Raw genomic sequence first — 23,756 nt, forward strand, 5'->3', positions numbered from 1 at the left:
GACGTGGAGGATTTCTGATCGATACCAATGAGTTCAGAGACGAACGCGGACGCTGCGGAGGAATCGACATCGAAGTGTGGCGGCGTGACCGAGACGGAGTCCGCCTCGAGTTCGACGAGTTCGAGTTCGAACTGCGGTGCGTCGAGCGACGAGACGTCATCGAGCGATTCGGCGTGCGGGGCGTCGAGTTCCGATTCGAGTTCAGCATCGGAATCGTCGTGCGGTGCGTCGAGCGACGACGGCTCTACCGAACAGGAAGTCGGGGCGACGATCGAGGACTTCGACGCCGAACCCGGCCAACTGACGGCCGTCGGCCTCGGTCCCGGTCAGCCGGAGGGGATGACCGAACGCGCGAAGACGGCGCTGCTCGAGGCCGAGCACATCGTCGGGTACACGACCTACATCGACCTCATTCCGGACGAAATCACCGCCGCGGCCGACGAACTCTACGACACGCCGATGTGCGGCGAAGTTTCGCGGACGGAAGAGGCGATCGACCGCGCGCTGGCGGGCAACGACGTGGCGATCGTCGGCAGCGGCGATCCGAACGTCTACGCGCTGGCCGGTCTGGCGCTCGAGATTCTGGAGTCGAAGGGCGCGACTGCCTCGATGGTCGAGTTCGACGTGGTCCCGGGCGTCCCCGCGGCCCAGTCCTGTGCGGCCCGACTGGGTGCACCGCTGGTGAACGACACCGTCTCGGTCTCGCTGTCGGATCACCTCGTGCCGATGCCCGAGATCGAATCGCGCCTCCACGCGGTCGCCAGCGAGAACTTCACGATCACGATCTACAATCCATGGAGCCGCAAGCGCCGCGAAAACTTCCAGAAGTGCTGTGAAATTCTGCTGACCCACCGCGATCCCGAGACGCCGGTCGGCATCGTCCACGGTGCGGGTCGCGAGGACGAGCAGGTGATGATCACCGATCTCGCCGAACTCGAGGACCTTGGCGAAAGCGAGATCATCGATATGACGACGACGATCGTCGTCGGGACCGAAGATACCTACGTCTGGGACGACCGGATGGTCACCCCGCGCGGGTACGAGACGAAGTACGACTACTGAGCGGTGCGGTTCGATTCCACTACCATGCCACGATACGAAGTCACGATCGAAAAAGACGCCTGCGACGGCATCTTCGCCTGTCTGACCCGCGACCCGCGGTTCGTCGAAGGCGAGGACGGCCTCGCGACGGTCGATCCCGACGCGGACCCGGTCTACGACTGTGCGGGCGACGTTACCGACGCGGCCGACCGCGTCGTCGCGACGTTCGACGACGACCGGATCGACGAAGCCAAACAGGCTGCAGCGGCCTGTCCGACCGACGCCATCGTCGTCGAGGCTGTCGATGGAGCCGAGTCGTCTGAGCCGTCCGAATCGACCGAGGAGGTGGCCAAATGAGCGACGCGTCGGCCAATTCAGACGCCGCGTTCGACGCCGAGTTCGAACTCGAGATATCGTCCCCGGCGGACCCGCTCGCGGGCCATCCCGCGACGGCGTACTTCTGGGGGCACGTCGCCGGCAGCGGCGAGGTTACTTCCGACGGGATCGAGGTCGCCACCTCCGACGAGACGTCCGCACAGGTGCTCGCGGCCGTCGCGGGCGGCGATCTCGATCGCGAGACCACGACGCGCGAGTACGCCCACGACGCGTCGATCACCCGGACCGAAGAGGAGTTCACGCTCTCGATTCCCGCCGACGAGGGGACCATCCTCGGACGGGACAGCGTTCGTAGTCTTCCCGTCGACGGCCGGGGCAACTATCGCCTCGGCGCGTTCACGGGCGACGATCGAGAACTCCTCCGCGGGCTGCTCGAGGGCTGTGGCACGATCTGTTTCAAGTCCTCGAGCGGGACCGTCGGCGTCTCGTTCGTCCACGCGGATCGCGATCTGCTCGCGCTCGTTCGAGAACTGATCGCCGACTGTCCGGTCGACGCACCCGTCGGCGAACTCGGCGATACGTCCTCGGGCGGCTACTGGTTCGGGGTCGACGACGACGCTGCGTCCGCCTTCGGCACCTGGCTCTACGAGGACTGCGAGGAAACCGGCCTGTTCGCGCCGAGTCGGCGTCGAAAGCTCGAACGGAGCCTCGAACAGGCCACCGCGATCGACGACTAGGACCGCCACTACTGTTACAGCCACTGCCACTCGGTATCGAACCACCCGACGCAACGACACCAGCTACGATGAGCACACCCGACGAATCCCACATCGGCACGCCCCCATCCGTCGACGACGAGGCCATCCTCCTGATCGGCCACGGCTCCCGGCGCGAGAAGTCGAACGACCAGGTGCGAGACCTGGCTGCCGCCCTCGAATCACGCCTCGACATCCCCGTTGACGCCGCGTTCCTCGAACTCGCCGCACCGGCTATCGACGAGGCGCTTGCCGAACTCGCCACGGTCACCTCCCGAGTGACGGTCGTCCACTGCTCGCTGTTCGCCGCGAGCCACGTCAAAAACGACGTGCCACTCGCGCTCGAGCAGGCCCGCGCCGAACTCGATATCCGGATCGACAACGGCGCACACCTGGGGATTCATCCGGCGATCATCGACCTCCTCGACGACCGGGCCGCGGCCGTCGAATCTGAACTCGGCGCTGACCGGACGGAAGACGATGTCGCCGTCGTTCTCTGCGGTCGCGGCTCGAGCGATCCGGACGCCAACGGCGACGTGCACAAACTCGCACGATTGCTGTACGAGGGCCGCGAGTTCACCCGCGTCGAGGCGACGTTCATCGGCGTGACGGAGCCGACGATAGCGGAGACCCTACACGGCGTGGCAAAGCACCGGCCCGACGCGGTCGTTGTGTTGCCGTACATGCTCGGCGACGGCGTCCTTACCCAGCGCGTTCGGGACCGGGCGGCCGACTTCGACGCGGACTATCCGTACGTCGACGCACTGGCCGGCGATCCCCTGGGAACGGACTCGCGATTGCTCGACGTGTTCGCCGACCGCTGGCAGGAAGCCCGGACGGGCAGCGTCGAGATGTCCTGTGATACCTGCAAGTACAAGGTCGATCTCGAGGGCTACGAGGAGGACGTCGGCGGGGCGCGGGCCATGCTCCGCGCGCTGGCCCACCAGGAGGCACACGCCGACCGGGAGTCGGTCGCGGACGAGCCCCACACTCACGACGCGCCGGGGAAGCACGTCGCGGTCTGTACGAACCGGACCTGCGCCGAGATGGGGTCGCCGACGGTCCTCGAACGGCTCCGCCAGACGGCCCGCGACTCCGACCACTGCGACGCGCGTATCACCCGCTCGTCCTGTCTGGGTCGGTGCGGCGACGGCCCGATGGTCGCGGTTTATCCGGACGGCATCTGGTACGGCGATGTCGACGCCGCCGACGCTGACCGCATCGTTTCGTCCCACCTCGAACGGGACCGCATCGTGAGCGACCTCGTGGATCAGACGCTCTGAACGCGATTATACCATCCCAATACCACACCTGTCTATGAGCTGTTACGAAATCGAAGCACTGAAACTCGGATTGATGAACGTCCTCGGCAGCGAGGATCGAAGCGCCCGCGAACACGCGGAGGCGGATCTCGAAGGCCATCTCGAGGGCCCAATCAAAGCGCTCGCGGAGGCGGAGTCCCTCTCGGCGATCGAGCGCCACCTCGACGCGGCCCTGGTCGACCTCGAGGAAGAAATCGCCGCGATGGACCCTGACGACCCCGAATACGACTACACGCGCGGCCGACTGCTCGCCGTCCGAGACGCCGAACGCGCCGTGCATCGGCTGACCGCACAGGGACGGAGTATCGTCGACGGGATCGGCGATGCCCACGACCTCCTTCACGAAACGTTTCCGGAGGACTAACGGTGACAGCGCCTACTCACGGCTCCCGGCGCGTCCCCCTGGGCGAGATCGACAGCGCACGGAGCCGACACATGTGGACCCGGTCGAGCGTCCACCTGACCGCCGACCTCGTTCTCGCGGGTCAGTGGGACGGCCGGCTCACCGCCTTCGACCGTGATCGCGATTCCCTCGATCCCAGGTGGGGAATTATGCATCCGGGCCACCCCGTCACGCTGGGCTCGCTCGAGGATGAACTCGTCGTCGGCAGCCGCGGCGAGGACGGGACGATCGCAGCCTACGATCTCGCCACCGGCGAACAGCGGTGGGCCTACGAGACCGCAACGGATATCGGTCCTCCAGCAAAAGACGGGATCTTCGCGCTACCCTACGTCGTGGCTCTCGAAACGGACCCCGATCGAGGCACGGTCTATGCGGCGGCCCGCCGCTACGAACGCGACGGGGCGGACCGACGGTGGCGCAGTACCGTCTTCGCCTTCGACGCCGACGGCCGCGTTCGCTGGCGTTACGAAACCGACGCCTCACCGATCGCGATCGACGTAAACGAGACGGGCGACCGCCTCGCAGTCGGCTACAATCGGTGCATGGGTTCCCACGATGTCGGTCTCGTCGTCCTCGATACCGACTCCGGCGAGACGCGATGGGACTGGGACCCCGGAACCGACGGCGACCGCCGCGTCGGTGACGTGTCCTTCGACGGACCGCATCTCGCGGTGGCGAGTCACGGCGACAAGCGCGGCTACCTGCTCGGCCCGGGTGGCGAGGAACGCTGGCGTCTCGATCTCGCGGTCGAAACTGAACTCGGCGACGAGACGCTGTACGCCTACCCGAACCACGTCTCCGCGATCGACGGTCGCGTCGCGTTCGCCACCGGGAATACGTACGCCAAAGAGAGCCGCGACACCGACTCGCTCCACCCGAACGAACACCAACTTACCGTCGTCGACGCGGCGGGCGATCCGCTCTGGACCGCCTCCCTCGACGGCTTCGCACACGAACTCACCACCGCGGACGACACCCTCGTCGTCCCCTGCGCACAGCACTTCCGAACGCGCGATTCGGCGGCCCACGGCGTTCGCCGATTCGACGCGGAAAATGGCCCTCTCGAGGACATTCCCACCGACGGTATCGCAACGGCGGTCGCGGCAGACGAACGCACGATCGCCGCCGTCGAGGAACCCGTCGCGTATCACGACGAAACCCGGGTTCGCGGCGAGTACGCGCTCCATACCATCCCGATCGATCGGTAATCACTCTCACTGCTTTCACTGCGAACGGAACGCGTGATCGTGGTGTCCGCCGACCGGAACTCGGCGTCACTCCGTGCCGATTTCGATCGGTTCGTACGGCGTCTCGACGGGCGAATCAGCCGCTAGATAGCCGCTGGCCTCGGCGGGATCGATCACCCACGACCAGATGGTCGAACGCGGATCGCCATCGTCGCCGACGGGCCAACACATACCGTCGTCCGGGTCGCCCATCGCCGTTTGGAGGTCGGCGGGTGAGACGGGTCTCTCTTGGTCGGCGAACCACGCCGCAACCGTCTGCCTGCGCGCGCAGTCGGCGGGCGTCCGATCCGTCGATTGGTACGCCTCGCGCATCGACTCGGTGTGGAACTCCCGCGTCACGGAGACCAGATCGTCGGCCGGCCGGGTCGTTGTCACTCGATTCGGGCTCGCCTCCACGAGCGCGATGTCCCCGGTCGCGTCGGCGGCGAGGAAATTGACGTTCGTCGCGTGCGGGATCGATTCGAGGAAGCCGACGGCGTCCTCAGTGCTTCGGCACGTATCGAGCACCGCACGAATAGCGAGTTGCCACGGTATCCCCGGTTCGAACTCGTGGGGCGGCACTTCCGCGAAACCGATCGCCAGTCCGGCCTCGTTCACGCCGTCACAGCGGCCGACGTACACGCAGGAACACCCGATGCTGGCTATCCCGTCCGCGGGCGCTGTCCGGTACAGCGTCGCGAAGTCCCGGAAGGACGGAAAGAAGTCGTGATTACGGCCGAAAAGCGGCGCGCCGGTAGTGGTACGCTCGCCCGAAACGGCGACGAGCGAACACCCGGCCTCGGCGTCTAGCGCCAGCGGAACGGTCGCGACGAGTTCAGCGTCGATACCGGTTGCGTCGGCGATGCCGCGAAGTTCGTCGAGGAGGAACGGGGCATGTTCTTCGACGTGGGTCGCACAGTCGCGTGCGAGCGCGCGCCGTTCTTCGGACGGATCGAGCGTCTCCGTTGCTGCGTCCGCGAGTGAACGGCCGTCGTCCGTGAGCTGGGCCGCGTACTGTCGCCCCATCGCTTCGTGCGGTCCGGATAAGCGGTGATGATGCATGTCGGGTTTGTTCCTTCTCGGCCTTGGTGGGTAGCGCCATCTCTCACGTTTGCGGCCTTTTATAAACTGCACGCCGCCGGCGTCGATGTCCCACAGCCAGTTGCGCCCGTATGCTGCTGCCCATCTCGAGAAGGGGACGCCTCGACGACTGCACCCTCGCTAGCGCGATCGAAACCGAACGGTGATGCCGTCCGGATCGGCGACCGCGATACCGTCCTCGCTGTCGAGTTCAGTAACCGAGCGATCGGTCTCGGCGAGTCGATGTCTGACCGCTTCGACTGTAGCCGGGTTCGGGAGACTGAACTCGAACCATGCTACCCCGCGGTGACGGTTGGTTGCTGGCTGCGTTCGCTCGTTCCACGTGTTGACGCCGAGGTGGTGGTGATAGTCGCCCGCAGCGAGAAACAGTGCGGATTCCATTGCGGTCTGAACGCGGAGGCCGAGCGTCTCGCCGTAAAACGCTCGGGTTGCCGGCAGCGACGAGACCTCCAGGTGGACGTGGCCGATCGACGTTTCCGGCGGCGCGCTCGCCGCGCCGTTCGACGCGGCGGCAACCTCGTCGAGTTCGAGCGGTACCGTCCCGATGGCTATCGTCCCGTCGTCGTTGCGCGGCCACTCGGTCCGCGGCTTGTCCCAGTAGATTTCGACGCCGTTGTCCTCGGGATCGCGGCAATAGAGCGCCTCGCTCACGTAGTGGTCCGACGCGCCGGTCAGCGTCCATCGATCCCGGAGCCGATCGAACGCCGCGCCGAGCGCTTCGCGCGTCGGAACCCTGAACGCAGTGTGAAAGAGCCCCGCTTCGTCTCGCTGCCGCGGCGGCGCGTCCTCGTTTTCCTCCAGTACGAGTAGCGCCGCGTCGTCGGTTCCGAGAGTTGCCGTCGTCTCCGTTCGCGTGCGGACTGCGAGTCCGACCACGTCACGATAGAACTCGACCATCGCCTCGAGATCGGCCACGTTCAGCGCGGCGCGGCCGATCCGCGCGGTATTCGGAACGGGTGGGTCGTCCGTCATTGTGTCTGCTGGGGCCTCCATGATCTTCACGGTTGCCTGCGAAGCCGATTCGTCGGTGATCGTCTCGCTGTGATGTGCGTTCCGTGCCGACGATTCGATCAAGCGCGTCGGTATTCGTCTACGCCTCTGGGATCGCTCCCGACTCCCGGAGCCGTTCGATTTCGGTCGCGTCGAGCCCAGCCTCGCGAAGGAGGGATGCAGTGTCAGCGCCATGGTCGGCGACTGCCGTTGCCGGCTCGTCGTGGTCGATATCGCTTCCGCGCGCCGGAAAGCCGATAAACGGCGGCCCATCCGACGAGCGATGAACGTAGCCGCGAGCCTCAATCTGGGGATGGTCGACCGTTTCGGCCGGCGTGTAGACACCGCCGACGGCCGTATCGATTCCGTCGAAGAACTCGACCCACTCGTCCCGCGTTCGCTCGGCGAACAGGATTTCGAGCTCTTCGCGGAGCGCCTGGCGTTCGGCCGGATCGTCCGTCGCGTGGAGTTCGATCCACTCCTCGCGGCCGACGGCGTCGCAGAAGGCCATCCAGAAGTGGGGTTCTAACGCGGCGAGCGTCACGTAGCCTTCCTCAGCCGCGTAGCTGTCGTACCAGGGGTACCGACCGGTAAGCGGCGTTTCGCCCGGCCGCGGATTTGCGCCGCCGAGCGCCCGCGGCGCGACGGCCTGCGAGAAGGACACGGCGGCATCGGTCAGGGAGATGTCGATGTATTCGCCGTCGGTAGCTCCGAGCTCTCGGGAGAGGACGGCACTGACGATGGCGAGTGCGCCGAACAGTCCGCCGCCGATATCCGCGACCTGATAGCCCGGTATCCGAGGGGCTTCGGCGTCGGATTCGCGAGTCATATCCAGCAACCCGGCGAGACCGACGTAATTTAAGTCGTGTCCGACGCGGTCGCTGTACGGGCCGTTCTGCCCATATCCCGACAGCGAACAGTAGACGATTTCGGGATTGAACTCGCGAACGTCCTCGTAGCCGATCCCCAGCCGATCCACGACGCCCGGCCGAAACTGTTCGACGACGACATCGGCGGTCGTCGCGAGTTCGAGGAAGGCGTCGCGACCGCCGTCGCGTTTCAGATCCAGCGCGACGCGTCGTTTGCCGCGGTTGATCGCTTCGAGTTCCGGTCCCGCTTCGTCGTCGTCCCCGGGCCGTTCGATCCGAACGACCTCTGCACCCATGTCTGCAAGCAGTTGCGTTCCGTACGGTCCGGGGAGCAACCGACTCAGATCGAGCACGCGGAGTCCGTCGAGGTGCATGCCGAGACCAATACTGCGAACGCGTATAATTGACCGCCCTAGGCCGCTCGTCGCGACCATCTATCGTTCGGTCGTTATCTCGAGGATCGAGGAATCGTCTTTGTCGTCACGGTTCGTTTTCGAACTCGCCGGTGGCGAGAATGCGATTGACCCGTGGTGTCGGTGTCCCCGCGTTCGCGTTCAGGGATCGAGAATCGCGTCCATGAGCTTCGTCTGCGTGGCGGCGAGGTGTTCGGTGAACGTCGAGCGGGCGATACCGAGTTCGTCGGCGACTTCGGTGGCGTTCGCACCCTTTGGGTACGCGAAGTATCCCATCTCGTGGGCCGTTTCGATGATTTCTCGCTGTCGAGCCGTCAGCACGTCGCGATCGACGATGGTCGGATTTCCCGCCGCTTCTCCGTGATCCTGGGCGAGATCCTCGACGAGCACGCCGTCGAACCGAGCCCGCAGTTCGTCGACGATTTCGACCACGCTCTCGAGTTCGAGGGTGCGAAACGACAGCAGTAATGAGCCGTCCTGGGCTCGGACCGACGAGATCGGCGTGCCGGTGTCTTCGATGACTTCGCACGCGCAGTTGACCTCCGACTCGCGTTCGAACCGATAGATTGCGGTACAGTCGGTCTCCTGGACCGGCGTTAGCTCGCGGTCCGAACGCAGGTCGTCGTTCTCGATGGTCGCGCCGGCGTCGATTCCGAACTCTTCGGTGACGGTCCCGTCGGTTCGCTTCGAGCGCGTCCGCGTCACCGAACTGATGGGCTCGTCGACGGTTTCGGACACCTCGGCGACCGGGCACCTCGCAGGAGCGTGGACGACGACGGTCGCTCGAAACCCTGGCATATGCGGGACTACATTCTTGGGGTGAATAACCGGTTCCCGCGATTCCCGCCGAGTGAAAACACGCCTCGGTAGTGTCCGGCGGTATTCGACCGCGTTGGTCGATACGTGCCGGGCGTTTGCACTGGTGGGTTTTTCGAGAGTCTTTCGCCGATAAGTGGGTCCACCGCGCCGTGAGACGCTGGTGCAGTTCTCCGTCGGCGCGTTTCGGATTTCGAACTCGGAAGTCGTATTCGACGCTCTGTTCACCGCTATTGCTGTTCGAACGTCGTACTCAAGACCTCGGTTACGATCTTCTTCTCGGCCTTCTGGAGGTGGTCCGATACGGTGTTTGGCGCGCATCCGAGTCGATCGGCTATCTCTCGGTGGGTGGTCTCGCGCGGCCGCTCGTAGTATCCGAGGTCGAACGCCGCGAGCATCGCTTCCCGCTGACGGTCGCTGAGCAGCGAGAGGGGCGTTTCGTACCCTCGATCGAACTCGCCGATTGCGTCGATCTCCACCGTGATATCCTCCGGGAACCGACCGATCGCCCGCTGCAACGCGGCCGAAGTACCGACTATACGCGCCCGAACACGCTCATCGCGGTAGACAATTGGTTTCACGACGACGAGTTGCTCCTGGGTGATCGCCTCGAAGGCTTCCCGTTGCAGGGGGGCCGTTGACGGGGCGAGCGTGACGAGGAGATTGAATCTGCCGTTCGTTACGGGTGCCGTCTCGATCGCGTGGACACCCTCCGAATCAGCCAGCGCAGCGTGAATTCGATCCGCGTTTCCGTCCACCTCGAAGAGTTCAGTCGGTCTCCCGTGTGGGTCGGTATTCAGCGCGACGAGACGTGCTTCGGTCACGTGTGAAGACCCCGCCAGCACGCGGAAGGATTCGGGGACGGTTTCGGAATCCGGTGTCGCGGTTAGGTGGACGCATTTCACGGACGACGGTGTGCGATACCGTAACTTAAATACCACGACTATACCCGCCAGTAGCGCTTCCCATGTGCGGGTCGAACGCCTTCGTATGGCGATGGCCGAATCGAGGGTCGTTGTGTTGACCGGTGCCGAGAGAATCTCCGAGACGAAATCGATTGCAAACCGTGAACGGTCGGGCGGACGAACGCAATCAGCGTTCCCAAGCCAGGTGAGCTGAATGGAGGCGATTCGAACCGACGCGACTACCGCGGCGTACACCGTCTCGTTCGAGGACGACGCCGCGACGGACCCGTCCGTAACTGGGGGTAAAGGAGCAAATCTCGCCCTGCTGGTCGATCTGGACTTCGCCGTTCCGTCCGGGTTTTGTGTGACGACGGCTGCGTATCGAGCGCTCGTTGACGATGCCGACGTTCGACGGGCGATCGCGGCGGTAGCGGACCTCGATCTGGCGGACGCAGACGGCATCAGTGATCGGTGTGCCACAGTTAGAGAGCGGATTACGAACGCACAATTCCCCGACCCGGTAAGACGAGCAATCGAAGAAACGCTGGCGGAGCGGTCGACGGATGCGGTTGCGATACGATCGAGCGCAACGGCCGAGGATTTACCGACCGCGTCGTTTGCGGGACAACACGAGACGTTCCTCGGCGTGCACGATCGCAAGGCGATTTTCGACCGGATCCGTGACTGCATGGCGAGCCTGTTTACCGAACGCGCCGTCTCGTACCGGCTCGAGAACGATATCTCTCACACTACTGTCGCGATGGCGGTGGTCGTCCAAGCGGTCGTGGAACCGGAGGCGGCCGGCGTTCTCTTCACCGCCGATCCCGTCTCTGGCAATCGCCGCGTCGCATCGGTCGATGCGAACTACGGTATCGGGGACACGGTCGTTTCCGGCGACGTCTCGCCCGATAACGCCCGCGTTGATCGACGAACCGGTGACATACTCGAGTACGAAATCGGTGACAAGCGCAACACCCTTCATCTGCGCGCGGATCGAGACGGGACCGAGTCGGTAGCGACCGAACCGGATCGACGGAACTCACGCGTTCTTTCGGACGCGCAACTGCGTGAACTTGTTGAACTCGGGGATCGAGTCACCGACGTGTTCGATAGTCAGCAGGACATCGAATGGGCGATCGTCGACACCGAAATCCTCTTACTCCAGTCACGCCCGATCACGTCGCTGTACCCGCTGCCGTCGCCGGTTCCGGATGACGACCGAATCCACCTCTATTTCAGCATCGGACACCAGCAAGCGATGGCAGAGGCGCTCCCACCGCTCGTCGTCGACTGGGTGCGGGAGATGCTCGAGAACTCCGCAGCCCGTCTTCGCTCCGGGGATTCTACCGCTCCGTTTACGGCGGCGGCCGGACATCGGGTGTACATCGATCTCAATCCCCTGCTCGACAACGGCCTCTCACGACCGGTCGCCGTTTGCCTCCTCGGTGCGATGAGCGAGCCAGCGGCGACGACAGTTGAGGACTGTCTTGCGGAACGGCGAGAACGAGAGACCGCCGAGAAACGGAACCGACTCGACGGCGCGGTATCGGTTGGTCGTGCACTCCGCCGTCTCGTTCCGGTCATCGGTCCGGCCGCACCGACGGTGCTCGGCCGCTTCATCCGGCCGTTCGTCTGCGGTCCGCCGGACCCCGAACACGTACGCCACCGCGTCGAACTGCAAGGCGAGCGGATGGCGGACCGGATTACGCAACCGTCCTCACAGGCGGCCCGCGTTCGACACGCGTTCGACGCGGTCGACCACGGGACGCTCGTCGCAACCGTCGGCAGCCAGTCGATGCCGCTACTCCTCGCCGGACTCCTCTCCGGCGCGATTCTCGAGCGGCTCTTTCCGGACGCGGAGGACGAACTCGACGCCCTCGGAAAGGGATTCGACGACGAGATCGCAACCCAGATCAACCAGCGGCTGAACGACGTGACCGATATCGCTCGCACCCATCCCGACGTGGCCGACGCGCTCACCGCCGGAGACTCGCTATCCGAAATAGAACGCGTCGATGGCGGGGACGAGTTCACAGCCGCGTTCACCGCGTTTCTCGACGACTTCGGCTCCCGAGCGAGCAGCGAAATAGACCTCAGCCGCCCCCGCTGGAAGGACGATCCCGAGTTGCTTCGCAAAACGATCCGCAGTTCCCTCTCGGGAAGCGACGACCTCGACCACCGCGAGCACCTTGCGCAGTTGAAAGCGGATGCCGAGCGCGCGGCCGCCGAACTCGAAGCACGCGCTGGACGCGGCCTTCTGGGTCCGATCCGAAAGCCCGTCGTGTCACGACTGCTCCGAGTCTATCGTGGCGGGATCCAACTTCGGGAACATCACAAGCACGGCGTCACTCGCTTTCTCACCGCCGCTCGCGATGTCTTCACCGAGGCGGGGGACTCGCTCGCCGCAGACGGTCAGATAGACCAGCCTGATGATGTCTGGTTCCTTCGCAAAGACGAACTCCTCGCCGCGCTCGAAGACGATTCCCCAATCGATGTCGATATCGAAAAGCGACGCCGTGCGTACAATCGGGACGCGTCTCTGACTGCTCCGCCGATTCTCACCAGCGACGGGGAAACTCCGGCGGTGACGGCGGCGATCGAACCGACGGGGCACGAACTCGTCGGAACGCCGGTTTCGTCTGGCATCGTCGAGGGTCCCGCTCGAGTGGTGACCGATCCGTCCGAGGAGTCCCTCGAAAACGGCGACATTCTCGTCGCTCCGTCGACCGATGTGGGGTGGACGCCGCTGTTCCAGAACGCGGCCGGGCTCGTGATGGAAGTCGGCGGCCGGATGACACACGGTGCGCTGGTCGCCCGAGAATACGGGATTCCCGCTGTCGTTTCGGTTTCGGACGTAACGGCCGAAATTCAGAGCGGGGAGCGAGTTCGCATTGATGGGAGTCGGGGAACGGTTGAACTCCTCGATCGGACTGATGCCGACGATCCGACGACGGCTGCTCGCTCCAGCGGTCCCAGTGACCCCCGGCGCTAATCTCGGTGTCGGTGTCTGTGTCCGTCGCTCGGAAGTCGCGATTACGGGCCGAGTTGCGGCGGTGATCGTGGTGGTTTGCTCCGATGATACCGGTGGTCGTGGTGGTCGTCTCGACACTCGCCGGCAACTCGGCTGACCGCCGCGATCCGAGTTCAGTCCGGTGAACTCGTCTCGCAGGGGATCAATTCGGCCGGTCTCGTTCGGTGCGGGTGGCGGTGCCGGGATCGGAATCGGGAGAAGGATCCGGCGGAGCGACGCGACAGCCGCAGGGACCGGCGATGGCTTTGCCGGGGCCGATCATGGTTTTCCGCGCGATTGGCGTCCCGCAGCGAGGACAGCGCGGGAGGGTACACTGGTCGAATCGGTCGGACTGGCCAGGGTCGTCCCCGCCGTCACTACCATCGACGGTGTTGTCAGCGCCGTCGCTCATCTCAACTGACACCTCGTCACTCTCGTAATTCGGCAGGAGATACCTGCTGCTGATTGAATTGAGCGATGCATCAGTCGTGCGGGATGTTTATATTCCGTGAGAATGTACGCAATCATGGCTGCAAGCCTACTCGGCTGGAAGCCACGTCTCGGATGTCTCCAGCATCCGGGGCATTTCATGCCCGTTTAACGGCTTCCGTCCTAATTGTTGATTGGTAGTGACTTATATCTACCGCCGAGCGACGGGAAGGAGAGCGCTCTCGAAGCAGTCAGCTGTCGTGGAATCGGTACACGGCAGGGAAGATCGCCTCGGGATTTCGATCAGTAGCGGGTTGATCCGCTCGTCACTCACCGCATGGGACAGTGCGATACGAGCGGGCGAATGCCCCGTGTCGCGACCGTGGCTGCGACGAGGATACCGAACTCAGCCGATCCGATAACGTATGCGATGATTTCGCTCGGGAGGGGCCGGCGGTTCGTCAATCCGCGGATCCGCCGGCGAACGCATCCCCGGGCGCAATTTCTCCCTCCGTCAGGTAACACTGGGGATCGGGAGCGAAGAGGTCGTCCTCGACCGCGAGCGCGCGCAACCGGGACGCCCCGCGACAGATCGATCGATACCGGCACTCGGAACATCGTCCAGTAAGATGGGTCTCGCGCTCGCGAAGCGCTCGCAACAGCGGGTTCGTCTCGTCCTCCCAGAGTTCACCGAACGGCCGATCCCGGACGTTTCCGAGGCTGTACCCCTGCCAGAACTGCGTCAGGTGTACGTTGCCACAGTAGTCGACGTCCGCGATCCGCTCGCCGGTGGGGTCGCCGCCGTTGCGTTCGAGATAGTCGCGGACCGTTCGCGCTCGCGCGTCGCCGAAGCGCTCGCTCGCGTACTCGACGAGGAACGCCGCATCCGCGTAGTTACCGACGAGTAGCGTCTCGATCTCTTCGCCGTCGTCGTGGTACTCGAGGGTGAGCTCGCAGAGTCGCTCGATAGCCGCCCGCCGCTCGGTCGGCGTGAGGTCGGCGTCGACGAGTTCAGCGCCGCGGCCGCCGTAGTCGAGGTGATAGAAGCAAAACCGATCGAGACCCACGTCTACGAGCAAGTCGATGACGGCCTCGAGATCTCCCGCGTTAGCGCTGGTGATCGTGTATCGAAGCCCGGTTTTGAGACCCGCGTCGAGACAGTGCTCGATGCCGCGGACGGCGGCGTCGAACGCCCCTTCCCTTCCGCGAAAGCTATCGTTTCGTTCGGGACGCCCGTCGACCGAGATACCCGCGTACTGCAGGCCTGCGTCTCGAAGCGCAGCCGCACGTTCGGCCGTGATCAGCGTTCCGTTCGTCGAGAGCACGGGCCGGAGCCCCGCGTCGGCCGCGTACGCGACGAGTTCCTCGAGGTCGTCGCGAACCAGCGGTTCGCCGCCGGAAAACAACACCACCGGGACGCCGTAGTCGGCGAGCTGGTCGAGAAACGCTTTGCCCTCGGCCGTGGTGAGCTCGCCGGGTGCGGGTTCGTCCTCGGCCGCCGCATAACAGTGCGAGCAATAGAGGTTGCACTGCCGGGTGGTGTTCCAGACGACGACCGGCCGTCGCTGCCTTCGCTTGGTGATCTGGTGCGTATTCGACTCGTCGGCCGCGTCGTACCGCAGTCCGTCACCCTCGGCGTCGAGGTCACAGAGGAGTTTGCTTATCGAGATCATACGTCGTTCACCGGGGTTCGCCGATGGTTTCCTCGTAACTGCGCGGTTCTCCCTCGGCGATCCTTCGGCCGTTCGTCTCCGTATCTATCTCTGTTTCCGCCCCTGACTCGCGCTCCGCATCGGTTTCCTCCGTCACGTCCCCCTCGTCCGTCGCAGGGAACGCACTCGTTGTGAAGCGTTCGACGGCGTCGGCCGGGCAGAGCCACACGTCGACGGCATACCAGCCGAACAAGCGGGTGGCGTGTTCGTGCGCCTCGGCTGCGCTGTGGGCTGCAACGCTCCCGACGTGGCGAAGCGGATCCGTCTCCGAATCGCGGACGAACACCTCCCACTGCGGAACCGGAGATCCACGGTCAGTTCGTTCGACTCGCTCTCGTCTCGCTTTCGCTACCATATGCGATCCTTTCGCAGTTTATCGAAGGCTGTTCTGCCGACTCCCACACCGTGAGAAATTCGTGAACTCGTTCGGCGATTCGTTCATATACCCGGCGCGCTCTAGTCGCTAGTTCCGTCCGATTCGGAACCCTTCGAACGCCCGTATCCCGTCTGAACCGGACAGCCGAGCGTGAGCGCGACCTCGGCGAACTGTCACCCGACCAGTAGCTAACCAGCAGTCGAGACGGACCGCACTAGCCAGATTGAATAGCGGCGTTCAGCGTAGTCTACATGCTATGACGACGCTCGACGTTAGAGAGTTACCGCCGGCGGACCGCCATCCGAAAATCCACGCGGTGTTCGACGAACTCGATCCGGGAGAGTCCCTCACGCTCGTCAACGACCACGAGCCGAAACCGCTGTTTTACGAGTTCAAGGCGGAAGTCGATGCGTTCGATGCCGACGGCTATACCGTCGAACGGGTCGATGCGGAGCAGTTCGTCGCCGAGTTTCCAAAGCGGGCGGATTGCGACTAGCGCCGCCACGGGGACCGGCGGGGAACGTCTTCTTGGTTACGTCCCGAGTCGCGCGAGCCACGTTCGAGTGGGTCGCCCCGGGAGAGGCGTCGGCGATCAGGTGGAAAACGTTTGCTCGGGAAGGGGTCCGTCGTACCCGTCCGGAACGTACGCACAGAGCGGGTCGCTGGCGAGTGCGTCGCCGGTGTACGCGAACGCCCGCGAGCGGCTGCCGCCACAAACGTGGCTGAACTCGCAGCTGCCGCACTTCCCGGTGAGCGCGTCCGGATCCCGGAGTCGTTGGAAGCGGTCTCCCCGCCTGTAGACGTCGACGAGAGACTCGTTTCTGACGTTTCCGGCGGCTGCCGGCAGGAACCCGGACGGATAGACTTCTCCCGTGTGGCTCACGAACGCGAATCCGTCACCGGCGGTAATGCCGGTCCGGCGACCGATGGAATCGGCCGACGATTCCGCCGTCGACAATCGGCGTCGTTGGAGCGCAACGCGCCGATAGTGCGGTGCCTCCGTCGTCTTGACGCCGAACGACGCCGCCGACGCAACATCGACGAGCCACTCCATCACGCGTTCCGCGCGCGCCGGCGAGAGCGGATCGAGAACTCGTCCGCGTCCGATCGGGACCAGGAAGAACACCGACCAGAGCACGGCATCGAGTTCGGATACGAGGTCGCGAACGGCCGGGAGCTGGTCGACGGTCTCGGCGCAGACGGTCGTGTTGATCTGGAGCGGGAGATCGGCCCGTCGGGCGGCCCGCGCGGCCGTGAGCGTCCGTTCGAAACTGCCCCGTTCGTTCCGAAATCCGTCGTGGGAGGCGGCGGAGCCGCCGTCGATGCTCAGCGCGATCCGGCGGAGCCCCGTTTCGGCGAGTGTTCGGATGTGCGCTTCCGTCAGGGAGGCGGTCCCGCTGGGCGTCATCGTCATCCTGAGCCCTTTCTCGATCCCGTATTCGACTAACTCGAGCGTATCCGTGCGATACAACGGATCGCCACCCGACAGGACGACGAGCTGTCCCGATCCGAAGCGACGAGCGTCGTCGAGGAGCCGTTTCCCTTCTTCGGTCGTGAGCTCGTCCGGATGGCGACACGGCGTCGCTTCCGCCCGGCAGTGCTTACAGGCCAGCTCGCACGCCTGGGTTACCTCCCAGATGAGAACGAACGGACGCCGGCTCGTGTCTACGTCCGCCGGTCGCATCCGTCCTCCCTCGACGAGATGGAGCTCCGTCGGCGCGTTGCCGTCGCGTCCGGCGCTCGGACGCGAGATTCCGCTTGCGGCACACGCCGCGATTCCCGGTCGAGTGTGCATCGTCTCGGCGAGCGGCGATCGCCGCGACTGTCCGCGATACTCCGTCCGTAAACTGTGTCGCCGGCCACCTTACGGTCGCGATACCGGTCGGCCGGACCGCGATGGGTCACGTCTCGGTCGTCCATCACGTACTATCCTGGAGAGGTACTCACAAAGACGTATTCGCGAACGTATTCGGAGCGTGCACTGGCATCCGTCGGTCGATTCGACAACCGACCGTCCTCACCGTCGCTCATTTTGCGACTCTCGGACGGCCCGGATCGAGAAATCGGCCGAACGGATCACTCGATCGTTTCGACCGGATCGCCGACACGAAGCGTCTTCCCTCGATCGACCTCGGGTACCCGAGTGATGATCATCAGCGCGTAGTAGTGATCGAAGGCGTCCTCGTCGACCCATTCCGGAAACTGTTCTCGGCGGTTTCGGACGAATCGCGTCCGAAATTCCTGGATCGATTCACCGGTGTCGGGATCGCGCCGGGGTACGATGCACCGACCACACGGCTTGACGCCCTCGAAGCGGCTGTCGCCGACCTCGAGCGCCGGAGCGCCGTCGCCGACGAACCGGTCCTCCCAGAACGGCGGAACGCCCGAAACCTCCACGTTCGCCCGCATACGGCGTCGCGCTCCCTCGACCGTCATCTCGTCGAACCACGAGGAGACCGTCCGAAGCGTGGCCGTGCTGATAAGCGACGGCCCCATCTCGCGGCGGTCGACGAACCCCAGTGACTCGTCCCGTTCCAGAACGAGTTCCGTCCCGAAATAGTCGCTGAACCATTCCTCAACCCGTTCGCGCTCGCTCTCGAGATCGAACCGTCGTTCGTCGCCGTCGGCCGTTTCGACCGTCATCTTCCTCGCCGCCGGATCGAAATCGGTCTCGAGTTCGTGGACGCGATCGGTCCGTTTGCCGTTGATCACGTCCCCATCGGTGTCGACCAAGGCGAACTCGCGGTCGTACTGTAGCGTTCCGCCGTCGAGAACGGATGCCGAGTCGAGATCGATCCCATCGAGTCCTTTCACCGGAAACACGGTGAGTCGCTCGAGCGTTGCCATTAATTGGTATCTCCCGCCGAACCCAATATTCGTTTCTGTGACGTGCGTGTAGCGGCGACCGACGATGAAAGAGCACGTCGTTTCCGTTGAAACTAAAACGATGTGTTGGTCGGCAAGCGGCTGCAAGACGGTGTGAATACGAGTGCCGTCTCCCTCACGATTTACGCGAACATATTTGGGTACTTTTCCAACCTACAGGAATCCGCGGTCCGTTTGACGGCGCGATAGATTCGAGTTCCGGTTGTCATGCAGCTATCGAGACGACAACTCGCTACGTTCCTCGCGGCGATCTTCGTCGTGAATCTCGTCGTTATGGGCGGCGGGGCGTGGCTTTCGTACGCGAACGAACCGGCAATTCCCGATACGATTGTCGGTCCCGACGGCGACCCGGTTGCGACGAGCGACGACGTGCAGTCCGGGAAGCTGGTTTTCCAAGAGAACGGTCTGATGAACCAGGGCTCGATCCTGGGTCGCGGCAGTTACTACGACACCGACTACACCGCCGAGACGCTCGAGTTGAAGACCGAGCACATGCGCGAGTACTACGCGCAGGATCGCCACAACGAAACCTACGCGGCGCTTTCCGCGTCGGTGCAGGCCGGGATCGATCGGGACGTCCGCGATGAACTCCAGTCGAGCCGCTACGACGCGGAGACCGTCGAATACTCCGCGGCGGAGGCCTACGCCCACCGGCAAGTTCGTCAGGAGTACGTCGAACGCTACTACGAGGGCGACCGCCAGCGCGGCGTTCCGGCGGGGCAGATACAGAGTGTGGCGGCGGCGGAACGGTTCGCCGACTTCGCGCTGTGGACTGCCTGGATTTCACACACCGATCGTCCCGATTCGACGGTGTCGTTCACCAACGATTGGCCGTACTCCCCCGCGGCGGGTAACGACGCCGGCGGTCCGGTGATGACGTGGAGCGTCATCGCGATGGTGATACTCGTCGGTGGTGCGGGTGCGGCGATCTGGCTCTACCGGGCCGTCGAAATCCCCGAACCCGATACCGCGGGCGTTTCGATTCCCCAGCCGGCGGATATCGAGTTGACGCCGAGTCAACTGGTGAGCACTGGGTTCATTCTTTTCGGCGCATTCCTGTTTGCCGTCCAGACGTTCCTCGGCGGCTTGCTCGCGCACTACTACGTCGAACGAGACGGGTTCTTCGGCCTTCAGGAAGTGACCGGATTCGACATCCTTCAGTGGCTCCCCTGGTCGATCGTCCGAACTTGGCACGTCGATCTCGGCATCCTCTGGATCACCACGATATGGCTCGGTGCGGGGCTCTTCCTCGCGCCGTTGCTGACCGGCCGTGAACCACCCAAACAGGCACTGTACGTCAAGGGGCTGATCGGTGCGTTACTCGTCGTCGCCATCGGTGGCGTGGCCGGTATCTGGTTCGGCATTCACAATTTCTTCGGCGGTCGACTCTGGTGGCTGCTCGGCAACGAGGGTCTCGAGTACCTCGAGATCGGACGGGTGTGGCAGTTCGGTCTTTTGGTCGGCTTCCTCGGTTGGACCGCTCTCGTCGCCCGCGGGTTCAAGCCGCTCCTCGACCGGGAGCCCCGCTATGGGCTGGCCCACATGATCGTCTACGCCGGCGGCTCGATCGGCGCGTTGTTCATCGCGGGGTTCCTCTACACGCCGACGACGAACATCGTTACGACGGAATTCTGGCGCTGGTGGGTCGTTCACATGTGGGTCGAGGGCGTGTTCGAGTTCTTCATCGTCGTCGTCATCGCCCTGACGCTGGTCTCGATGAATCTGCTCTCGAAGGCGGCCGCCGAGAAGGCCGTCGTCTTCCAGGCCGCACTGGTGATGGGAAGCGGCATCATCGGCGTCTCGCACCACTACTGGTGGGCCGGGCTTCCCGAGGTGTGGCTTCCCATCGGGAGCGTCTTTTCCACGCTCGAGTTCGTGCCGCTGCTTTTCATCCTGTACGAGGCGCTCGGACAATATCGTGCGATGGACACCGCCGGGCCGGATTTTCCCTATCGAACGGCGTTTTACTTCATCGTGGCCTCGTCCGTCTGGAACTTCCTCGGAGCCGGCGTGATCGGCTTCTTCATCAATCTCCCGCTGATCAGCTACTACCAGACCGGCACGTACCTCACCGTCGCACACGCACACGGAGCGATGTTCGGTGCCTTCGGCCTGCTCGCGATGGGAATGGCCGTCTACATCCTCCGGCTGACGACTCGAGACGCCGGGTGGACCAGCCGCCGCTTGCGGTGGTCGTTCTGGCTCTGCAACGTCGGATTGGCGCTGATGATCGTGCTGTCCTTGCTCCCCATTGGCTTCCTCCAACTCGAGACCTCGTTCACCCACGGGTACGCTGCTGGACGTAGCCTCGAGTTCTACAACGACGGGCTGATTCAGACGCTGTTTTGGCTTCGTTTCCCGGGTGATACGCTGTTGATCTTCGGTGCGGCGCTTTTCGCCTGGGAGGTAGCTGCAAAATTACTCTTCCGGCGGAAGAAAGCTACCGAGGGGACGACCGATCACGGTATCGCCGATCGAATCGTCGGCGGCCACGAGTCCGCTGATCGGGCCAGTGACGATTAGCTGATCACTCACGCGTGGGAGATCCACCGTTTCTGCCGGCGGCGTTTTCTGCTACCCTCACTTGATACTTGAACGGCGGCGATCAACGTTGAACGTTAGTTCGGAAGTCCCATCGCGCTGATCTGTTCCTGGTATCGGTTCCGAATGGTGACCTCAGTCACTTGGGCAACGTCGGCGACCTCTTTCTGCGTCTTTTTCTCGTTACAAAGCAGCGCGCTCGCATAGATTGCAGCCGCGGCGTATCCAGTCGGGGATTTTCCGGACAACATCCCCTGTTCGGCCGTCGTATCGATGATTTCGTTGGCTTTCGCCTGTACCTCTTCTGGGAGGTCGAGTTCGGAACAGAACCGCGGCACGTATTTTTTCGGGTTTACGGGTTCCATCTCGAGACCGAGTTCTTGTGAGATGTACCGATACGTGCGGCCGATTTCCATGCGATTAACGCGCGACACTGCAGCGACTTCGTCCAGCGATCGCGGTATCCCTTCCATTCGGCAGGCTGCGTACAACGTGCTCGTGGCAACGCCCTCGATCGACCGGCCGCGGATGAGATCCTCGTCGAGCGCGCGTCGGTAAAGAACGCTCGCGACCTCTCGAACGGAGCGCGGGACGCCCAGTGCGGAGGCCATCCGGTCGGTTTCGGAAAGGGCGAACTGCAGGTTTCGTTCGCCGGCGTCTTTCGTCCGGATCCGCTCTTGCCATTTTCGCAGCCGGTTCATCTGCGAGCGCTTGTCCGAGGACAGCGAGCGGCCGTAGGCGTCCTTGTTTTTCCAGTCGATCGTGGTCGTCAACCCCTTATCGTGCATCGTCTGGGTCGTCGGGGCACCGACGCGGGATTTACTGTCTCGTTCCGCCGCGTTGAACGCTCGCCATTCCGGCCCGCGGTCGATCACCTCTTCCTCGATAATCAATCCGCAGGCCTCGCAACTGATTTCGCTCTCGTCCGGACTCCGCGTGAGTGAACTCGACTCGCATTCGGGACAGGTCCGAGTTCCCTCTTGCCCGGTCGTCTCGCGTTCCGGTTCCGGTTCCGTTTCCTGTTCTTTCTGACGGGCTAAGCGTTTCACTACGCGTACAAAAGCCCTCACGAGGGTTAAACACTGGGGGTACTCTCCGGACGGAGAATGTCACGGCTGAACGTCCGCGTTGAAATCAGCGTGCAAGCGGAGCCCCGAGACGGTAGCGCGGGCTGAATCCGAACGCGATGTGGCGATTCGGTTGTCACCCGGATCGGAACTGATCGGGCGTCTCGGACTGCGATGTAAGGAGCTCTTCTGCGACGATTGCCACGAGAAAGAGTCGGACGAGATACGGACGGTCAGCCGACTGCTGCTCGAGAAAACTCTCACCGCTTCACGTTACCGAACGACGGCCATCACCCACTCGTTCGGCGCCCGTCTGCGCACGACGGACCGCTCGAACGCATCGCCCGATGCGTCATCGGCACCGACCGCCGTCGCGAGTTCAGTCTCGAGCGACGACGGGTCGGCGTCGGTGAGCAGATACGTGGTCTCTCCGGGTTCGGTCGCGCGGAACTCTTCGATCACCTGCTCGCGGCGGATCGGTCGGGGGAGGCCGCGGAGATCGAGGGCGTGAGCGGGCACAGAGAGATCCACAATTTCGTCCAACCGGTCGCGGACGGCGTCGGCCAGGGTAACGATCTCGGCCGGAACGTCGCCGCCGAAGTCCCGAATCCGCTCCTCGAAAGGCAGTTCACACAGCACCGGCTGCTCGAGTGCTTGCTCGATGTTCGCGTCGGGAAAGAGGTCGTGGTCGCGGCCGCACTCGCACGCGAACTCGCGCATGTTGACCACCGTTCCCAGGAGGGGGATTCCGTTTTCTTCGAACAGCGTCGCGCTCCGTGACGTATCGTCCACGCTTGTCGGGTGCGGAGTAGTGACCAGCACCGCGCCGTCGATCGGCAGTGATTGTAGCGCCGTCAGCACGATGTCGCCGGTCCCCGGCGGGAGGTCGACGACCAGCGTCTCGAGTTCACCCCACGCGGTGTCCTCGAAGAGTTCGCTGACGGCTTCGTGGGCCATTGCCCCGCGCCAGGCCAGGGGCTCGTCGTTCGCGATGAGGCCGACGCTCATCGTGACGAGCTCGCCGGCGGTGATCGGTTCGGCGCGCCCCTCGGCGGTGGCAGATACGGGGCCGTCGAGATCCAGCAGATCGGGGACGTTCGGCCCGTACAGATCGGCGTCGAAGAGACCGACATCGCGATCGGTTCCGGTCGCCAGCGCCCGAGCGAGTTGCGTCGCAACCGTCGTCTTTCCGACACCACCTTTGGCGCTCGCGACGGCGATTACGGTGTCAACGTTCGCCGGTCCGTCGACGCGCTCAGCCGCAGTCTCGTCGGGGCTCTGGACCTCTCCCTCGATCGTCGCCTGTTCGACTCCGGGGGTCGAAAGCGCCGTTCTACGGAGCGCCTCTGCGATGTCATCCGCAATCGGTTCCTCGAGTTCGGCAAGGGAAGCGGATACGTGCACCGTTCGCTCGTCGACCGAAACCTGGGTAACCAGTCCGGATTCGAGCACGTTACCACCCGAAACCGGGTCCTCGATGGCGCACAGTCCGTCCTGGACGCGATCTGCGAGCCCGTCGATCGATACCTCGTCGGGGACCAGGCTATCCTTCGCCATC

21 protein-coding genes are annotated in these 23,756 nt (G+C 64.0%); 9 read left to right on the plus strand and 12 right to left on the minus strand.

Annotated features, from left to right (window positions below):
* Positions 1–27 precede the first annotated feature (27 nt).
* The 6 genes from cobJ to C480_RS16965 all read left to right on the plus strand — a co-directional run bounded on the left by cobJ (position 28) and on the right by C480_RS16965 (position 5,065).
* Positions 28–1,062 (plus strand): precorrin-3B C(17)-methyltransferase, encoded by a 1,035-nt coding sequence (cobJ, locus tag C480_RS16940; protein WP_006666842.1) that lies wholly within the window; start codon positions 28–30, stop codon positions 1,060–1,062.
* A gap of 24 nt (positions 1,063–1,086) precedes the next feature.
* Positions 1,087–1,398 carry a ferredoxin gene (locus tag C480_RS16945; RefSeq protein WP_006666843.1) on the plus strand — a complete coding sequence of 104 codons (312 nt, stop codon included), beginning with the start codon at positions 1,087–1,089 and terminating at the stop codon, positions 1,396–1,398.
* Entirely contained in the window at positions 1,395–2,114 is a 720-nt protein-coding gene (locus C480_RS16950) for a hypothetical protein (RefSeq protein WP_006666844.1), read from the plus strand. The genes C480_RS16945 and C480_RS16950 overlap by 4 nt, the downstream gene beginning before the upstream one ends.
* A 68-nt stretch (positions 2,115–2,182) precedes the next feature.
* A complete protein-coding gene (locus tag C480_RS16955; protein WP_006666845.1) occupies positions 2,183–3,415 on the plus strand; it encodes a CbiX/SirB N-terminal domain-containing protein in 1,233 nt (410 codons plus the stop codon).
* Between the two features lie 34 nt (positions 3,416–3,449).
* Positions 3,450–3,818 (plus strand): DUF3209 family protein, encoded by a 369-nt coding sequence (locus C480_RS16960; protein ID WP_006666846.1) that lies wholly within the window; start codon positions 3,450–3,452, stop codon positions 3,816–3,818.
* 71 nt (positions 3,819–3,889) lie between these two features.
* A complete protein-coding gene (locus C480_RS16965; protein WP_006666847.1) occupies positions 3,890–5,065 on the plus strand; it encodes an outer membrane protein assembly factor BamB family protein in 1,176 nt (391 codons plus the stop codon).
* 66 nt (positions 5,066–5,131) lie between these two features.
* Here C480_RS16965 and C480_RS16970 read toward each other — a convergent pair whose 3' ends face one another.
* From C480_RS16970 to C480_RS16990, 5 genes are all read right to left on the minus strand, one after another.
* On the minus strand, positions 5,132–6,145 hold the full coding sequence (locus tag C480_RS16970) for a C45 family autoproteolytic acyltransferase/hydolase (RefSeq protein ID WP_275040283.1): 1,014 nt from the start codon (positions 6,143–6,145) through the stop codon (positions 5,132–5,134).
* Between the two features lie 159 nt (positions 6,146–6,304).
* Positions 6,305–7,156, minus strand: coding sequence for a VOC family protein (locus tag C480_RS16975; RefSeq protein ID WP_049903896.1), 852 nt, complete (start codon positions 7,154–7,156; stop codon positions 6,305–6,307).
* Positions 7,157–7,274: 118 nt separating this feature from the next.
* Positions 7,275–8,417, minus strand: coding sequence for a CaiB/BaiF CoA transferase family protein (locus C480_RS16980; protein ID WP_006666850.1), 1,143 nt, complete (start codon positions 8,415–8,417; stop codon positions 7,275–7,277).
* Positions 8,418–8,597: 180 nt separating this feature from the next.
* On the minus strand, positions 8,598–9,254 hold the full coding sequence (locus C480_RS16985) for a helix-turn-helix domain-containing protein (protein ID WP_006666851.1): 657 nt from the start codon (positions 9,252–9,254) through the stop codon (positions 8,598–8,600).
* A gap of 248 nt (positions 9,255–9,502) precedes the next feature.
* Positions 9,503–10,213 carry a helix-turn-helix domain-containing protein gene (locus C480_RS16990; protein WP_455429541.1) on the minus strand — a complete coding sequence of 237 codons (711 nt, stop codon included), beginning with the start codon at positions 10,211–10,213 and terminating at the stop codon, positions 9,503–9,505.
* 178 nt (positions 10,214–10,391) lie between these two features.
* Between C480_RS16990 and C480_RS16995 the strand changes: the two genes are divergently transcribed.
* The gene (locus C480_RS16995; protein ID WP_006666853.1) at positions 10,392–13,169 is read left to right on the plus strand and encodes a PEP/pyruvate-binding domain-containing protein; all 2,778 of its coding nucleotides are present in this window, start codon (positions 10,392–10,394) and stop codon (positions 13,167–13,169) included.
* Positions 13,170–13,350: 181 nt separating this feature from the next.
* Here the strand turns inward: C480_RS16995 and C480_RS17000 are convergent, their stop codons facing one another.
* The 3 genes from C480_RS17000 to C480_RS17010 form a co-directional block, all read right to left on the minus strand.
* A complete protein-coding gene (locus tag C480_RS17000; RefSeq protein WP_006666854.1) occupies positions 13,351–13,599 on the minus strand; it encodes a hypothetical protein in 249 nt (82 codons plus the stop codon).
* A gap of 478 nt (positions 13,600–14,077) precedes the next feature.
* Entirely contained in the window at positions 14,078–15,289 is a 1,212-nt protein-coding gene (locus C480_RS17005) for a TIGR04347 family pseudo-SAM/SPASM protein (protein WP_006666855.1), read from the minus strand.
* A 7-nt stretch (positions 15,290–15,296) separates the two neighbouring features.
* Entirely contained in the window at positions 15,297–15,683 is a 387-nt protein-coding gene (locus C480_RS17010; protein WP_006666856.1) for an Htur_1727 family rSAM-partnered candidate RiPP, read from the minus strand.
* A gap of 277 nt (positions 15,684–15,960) precedes the next feature.
* Here C480_RS17010 and C480_RS17015 point away from each other — a divergent pair, with 277 nt between their 5' ends.
* Positions 15,961–16,200 (plus strand): DUF2249 domain-containing protein, encoded by a 240-nt coding sequence (locus tag C480_RS17015; RefSeq protein ID WP_006666857.1) that lies wholly within the window; start codon positions 15,961–15,963, stop codon positions 16,198–16,200.
* Between the two features lie 96 nt (positions 16,201–16,296).
* On the opposite strand, the gene C480_RS17020 is transcribed toward C480_RS17015, so the two are convergent.
* Together C480_RS17020 and C480_RS17025 are read right to left on the minus strand one after the other, a co-directional pair.
* Positions 16,297–17,388: a TIGR04053 family radical SAM/SPASM domain-containing protein gene (locus C480_RS17020; protein ID WP_049903898.1), complete on the minus strand. Its 1,092-nt coding sequence runs from the start codon at positions 17,386–17,388 to the stop codon at positions 16,297–16,299.
* A gap of 392 nt (positions 17,389–17,780) precedes the next feature.
* Positions 17,781–18,551 carry an MOSC domain-containing protein gene (locus tag C480_RS17025; protein WP_006666859.1) on the minus strand — a complete coding sequence of 257 codons (771 nt, stop codon included), beginning with the start codon at positions 18,549–18,551 and terminating at the stop codon, positions 17,781–17,783.
* Between the two features lie 246 nt (positions 18,552–18,797).
* Between C480_RS17025 and C480_RS17030 the strand changes: the two genes are divergently transcribed.
* Positions 18,798–21,113 (plus strand): nitric-oxide reductase large subunit, encoded by a 2,316-nt coding sequence (locus tag C480_RS17030; RefSeq protein ID WP_006666860.1) that lies wholly within the window; start codon positions 18,798–18,800, stop codon positions 21,111–21,113.
* 95 nt (positions 21,114–21,208) lie between these two features.
* Here C480_RS17030 and C480_RS17035 read toward each other — a convergent pair whose 3' ends face one another.
* A complete protein-coding gene (locus C480_RS17035) occupies positions 21,209–22,180 on the minus strand; it encodes a transcription initiation factor IIB (RefSeq protein WP_006666861.1) in 972 nt (323 codons plus the stop codon).
* A gap of 291 nt (positions 22,181–22,471) precedes the next feature.
* Positions 22,472–23,755, minus strand: a complete 1,284-nt coding sequence (locus C480_RS17040; RefSeq protein WP_006666862.1) for a P-loop NTPase — start codon at positions 23,753–23,755, stop codon at positions 22,472–22,474.
* Between the last annotated feature and the right edge of the window lies 1 nt (position 23,756).

Source organism: Natrialba aegyptia DSM 13077, assembly GCF_000337535.1.
Classification (GTDB): Archaea; Halobacteriota; Halobacteria; order Halobacteriales; family Natrialbaceae; genus Natrialba; species Natrialba aegyptia.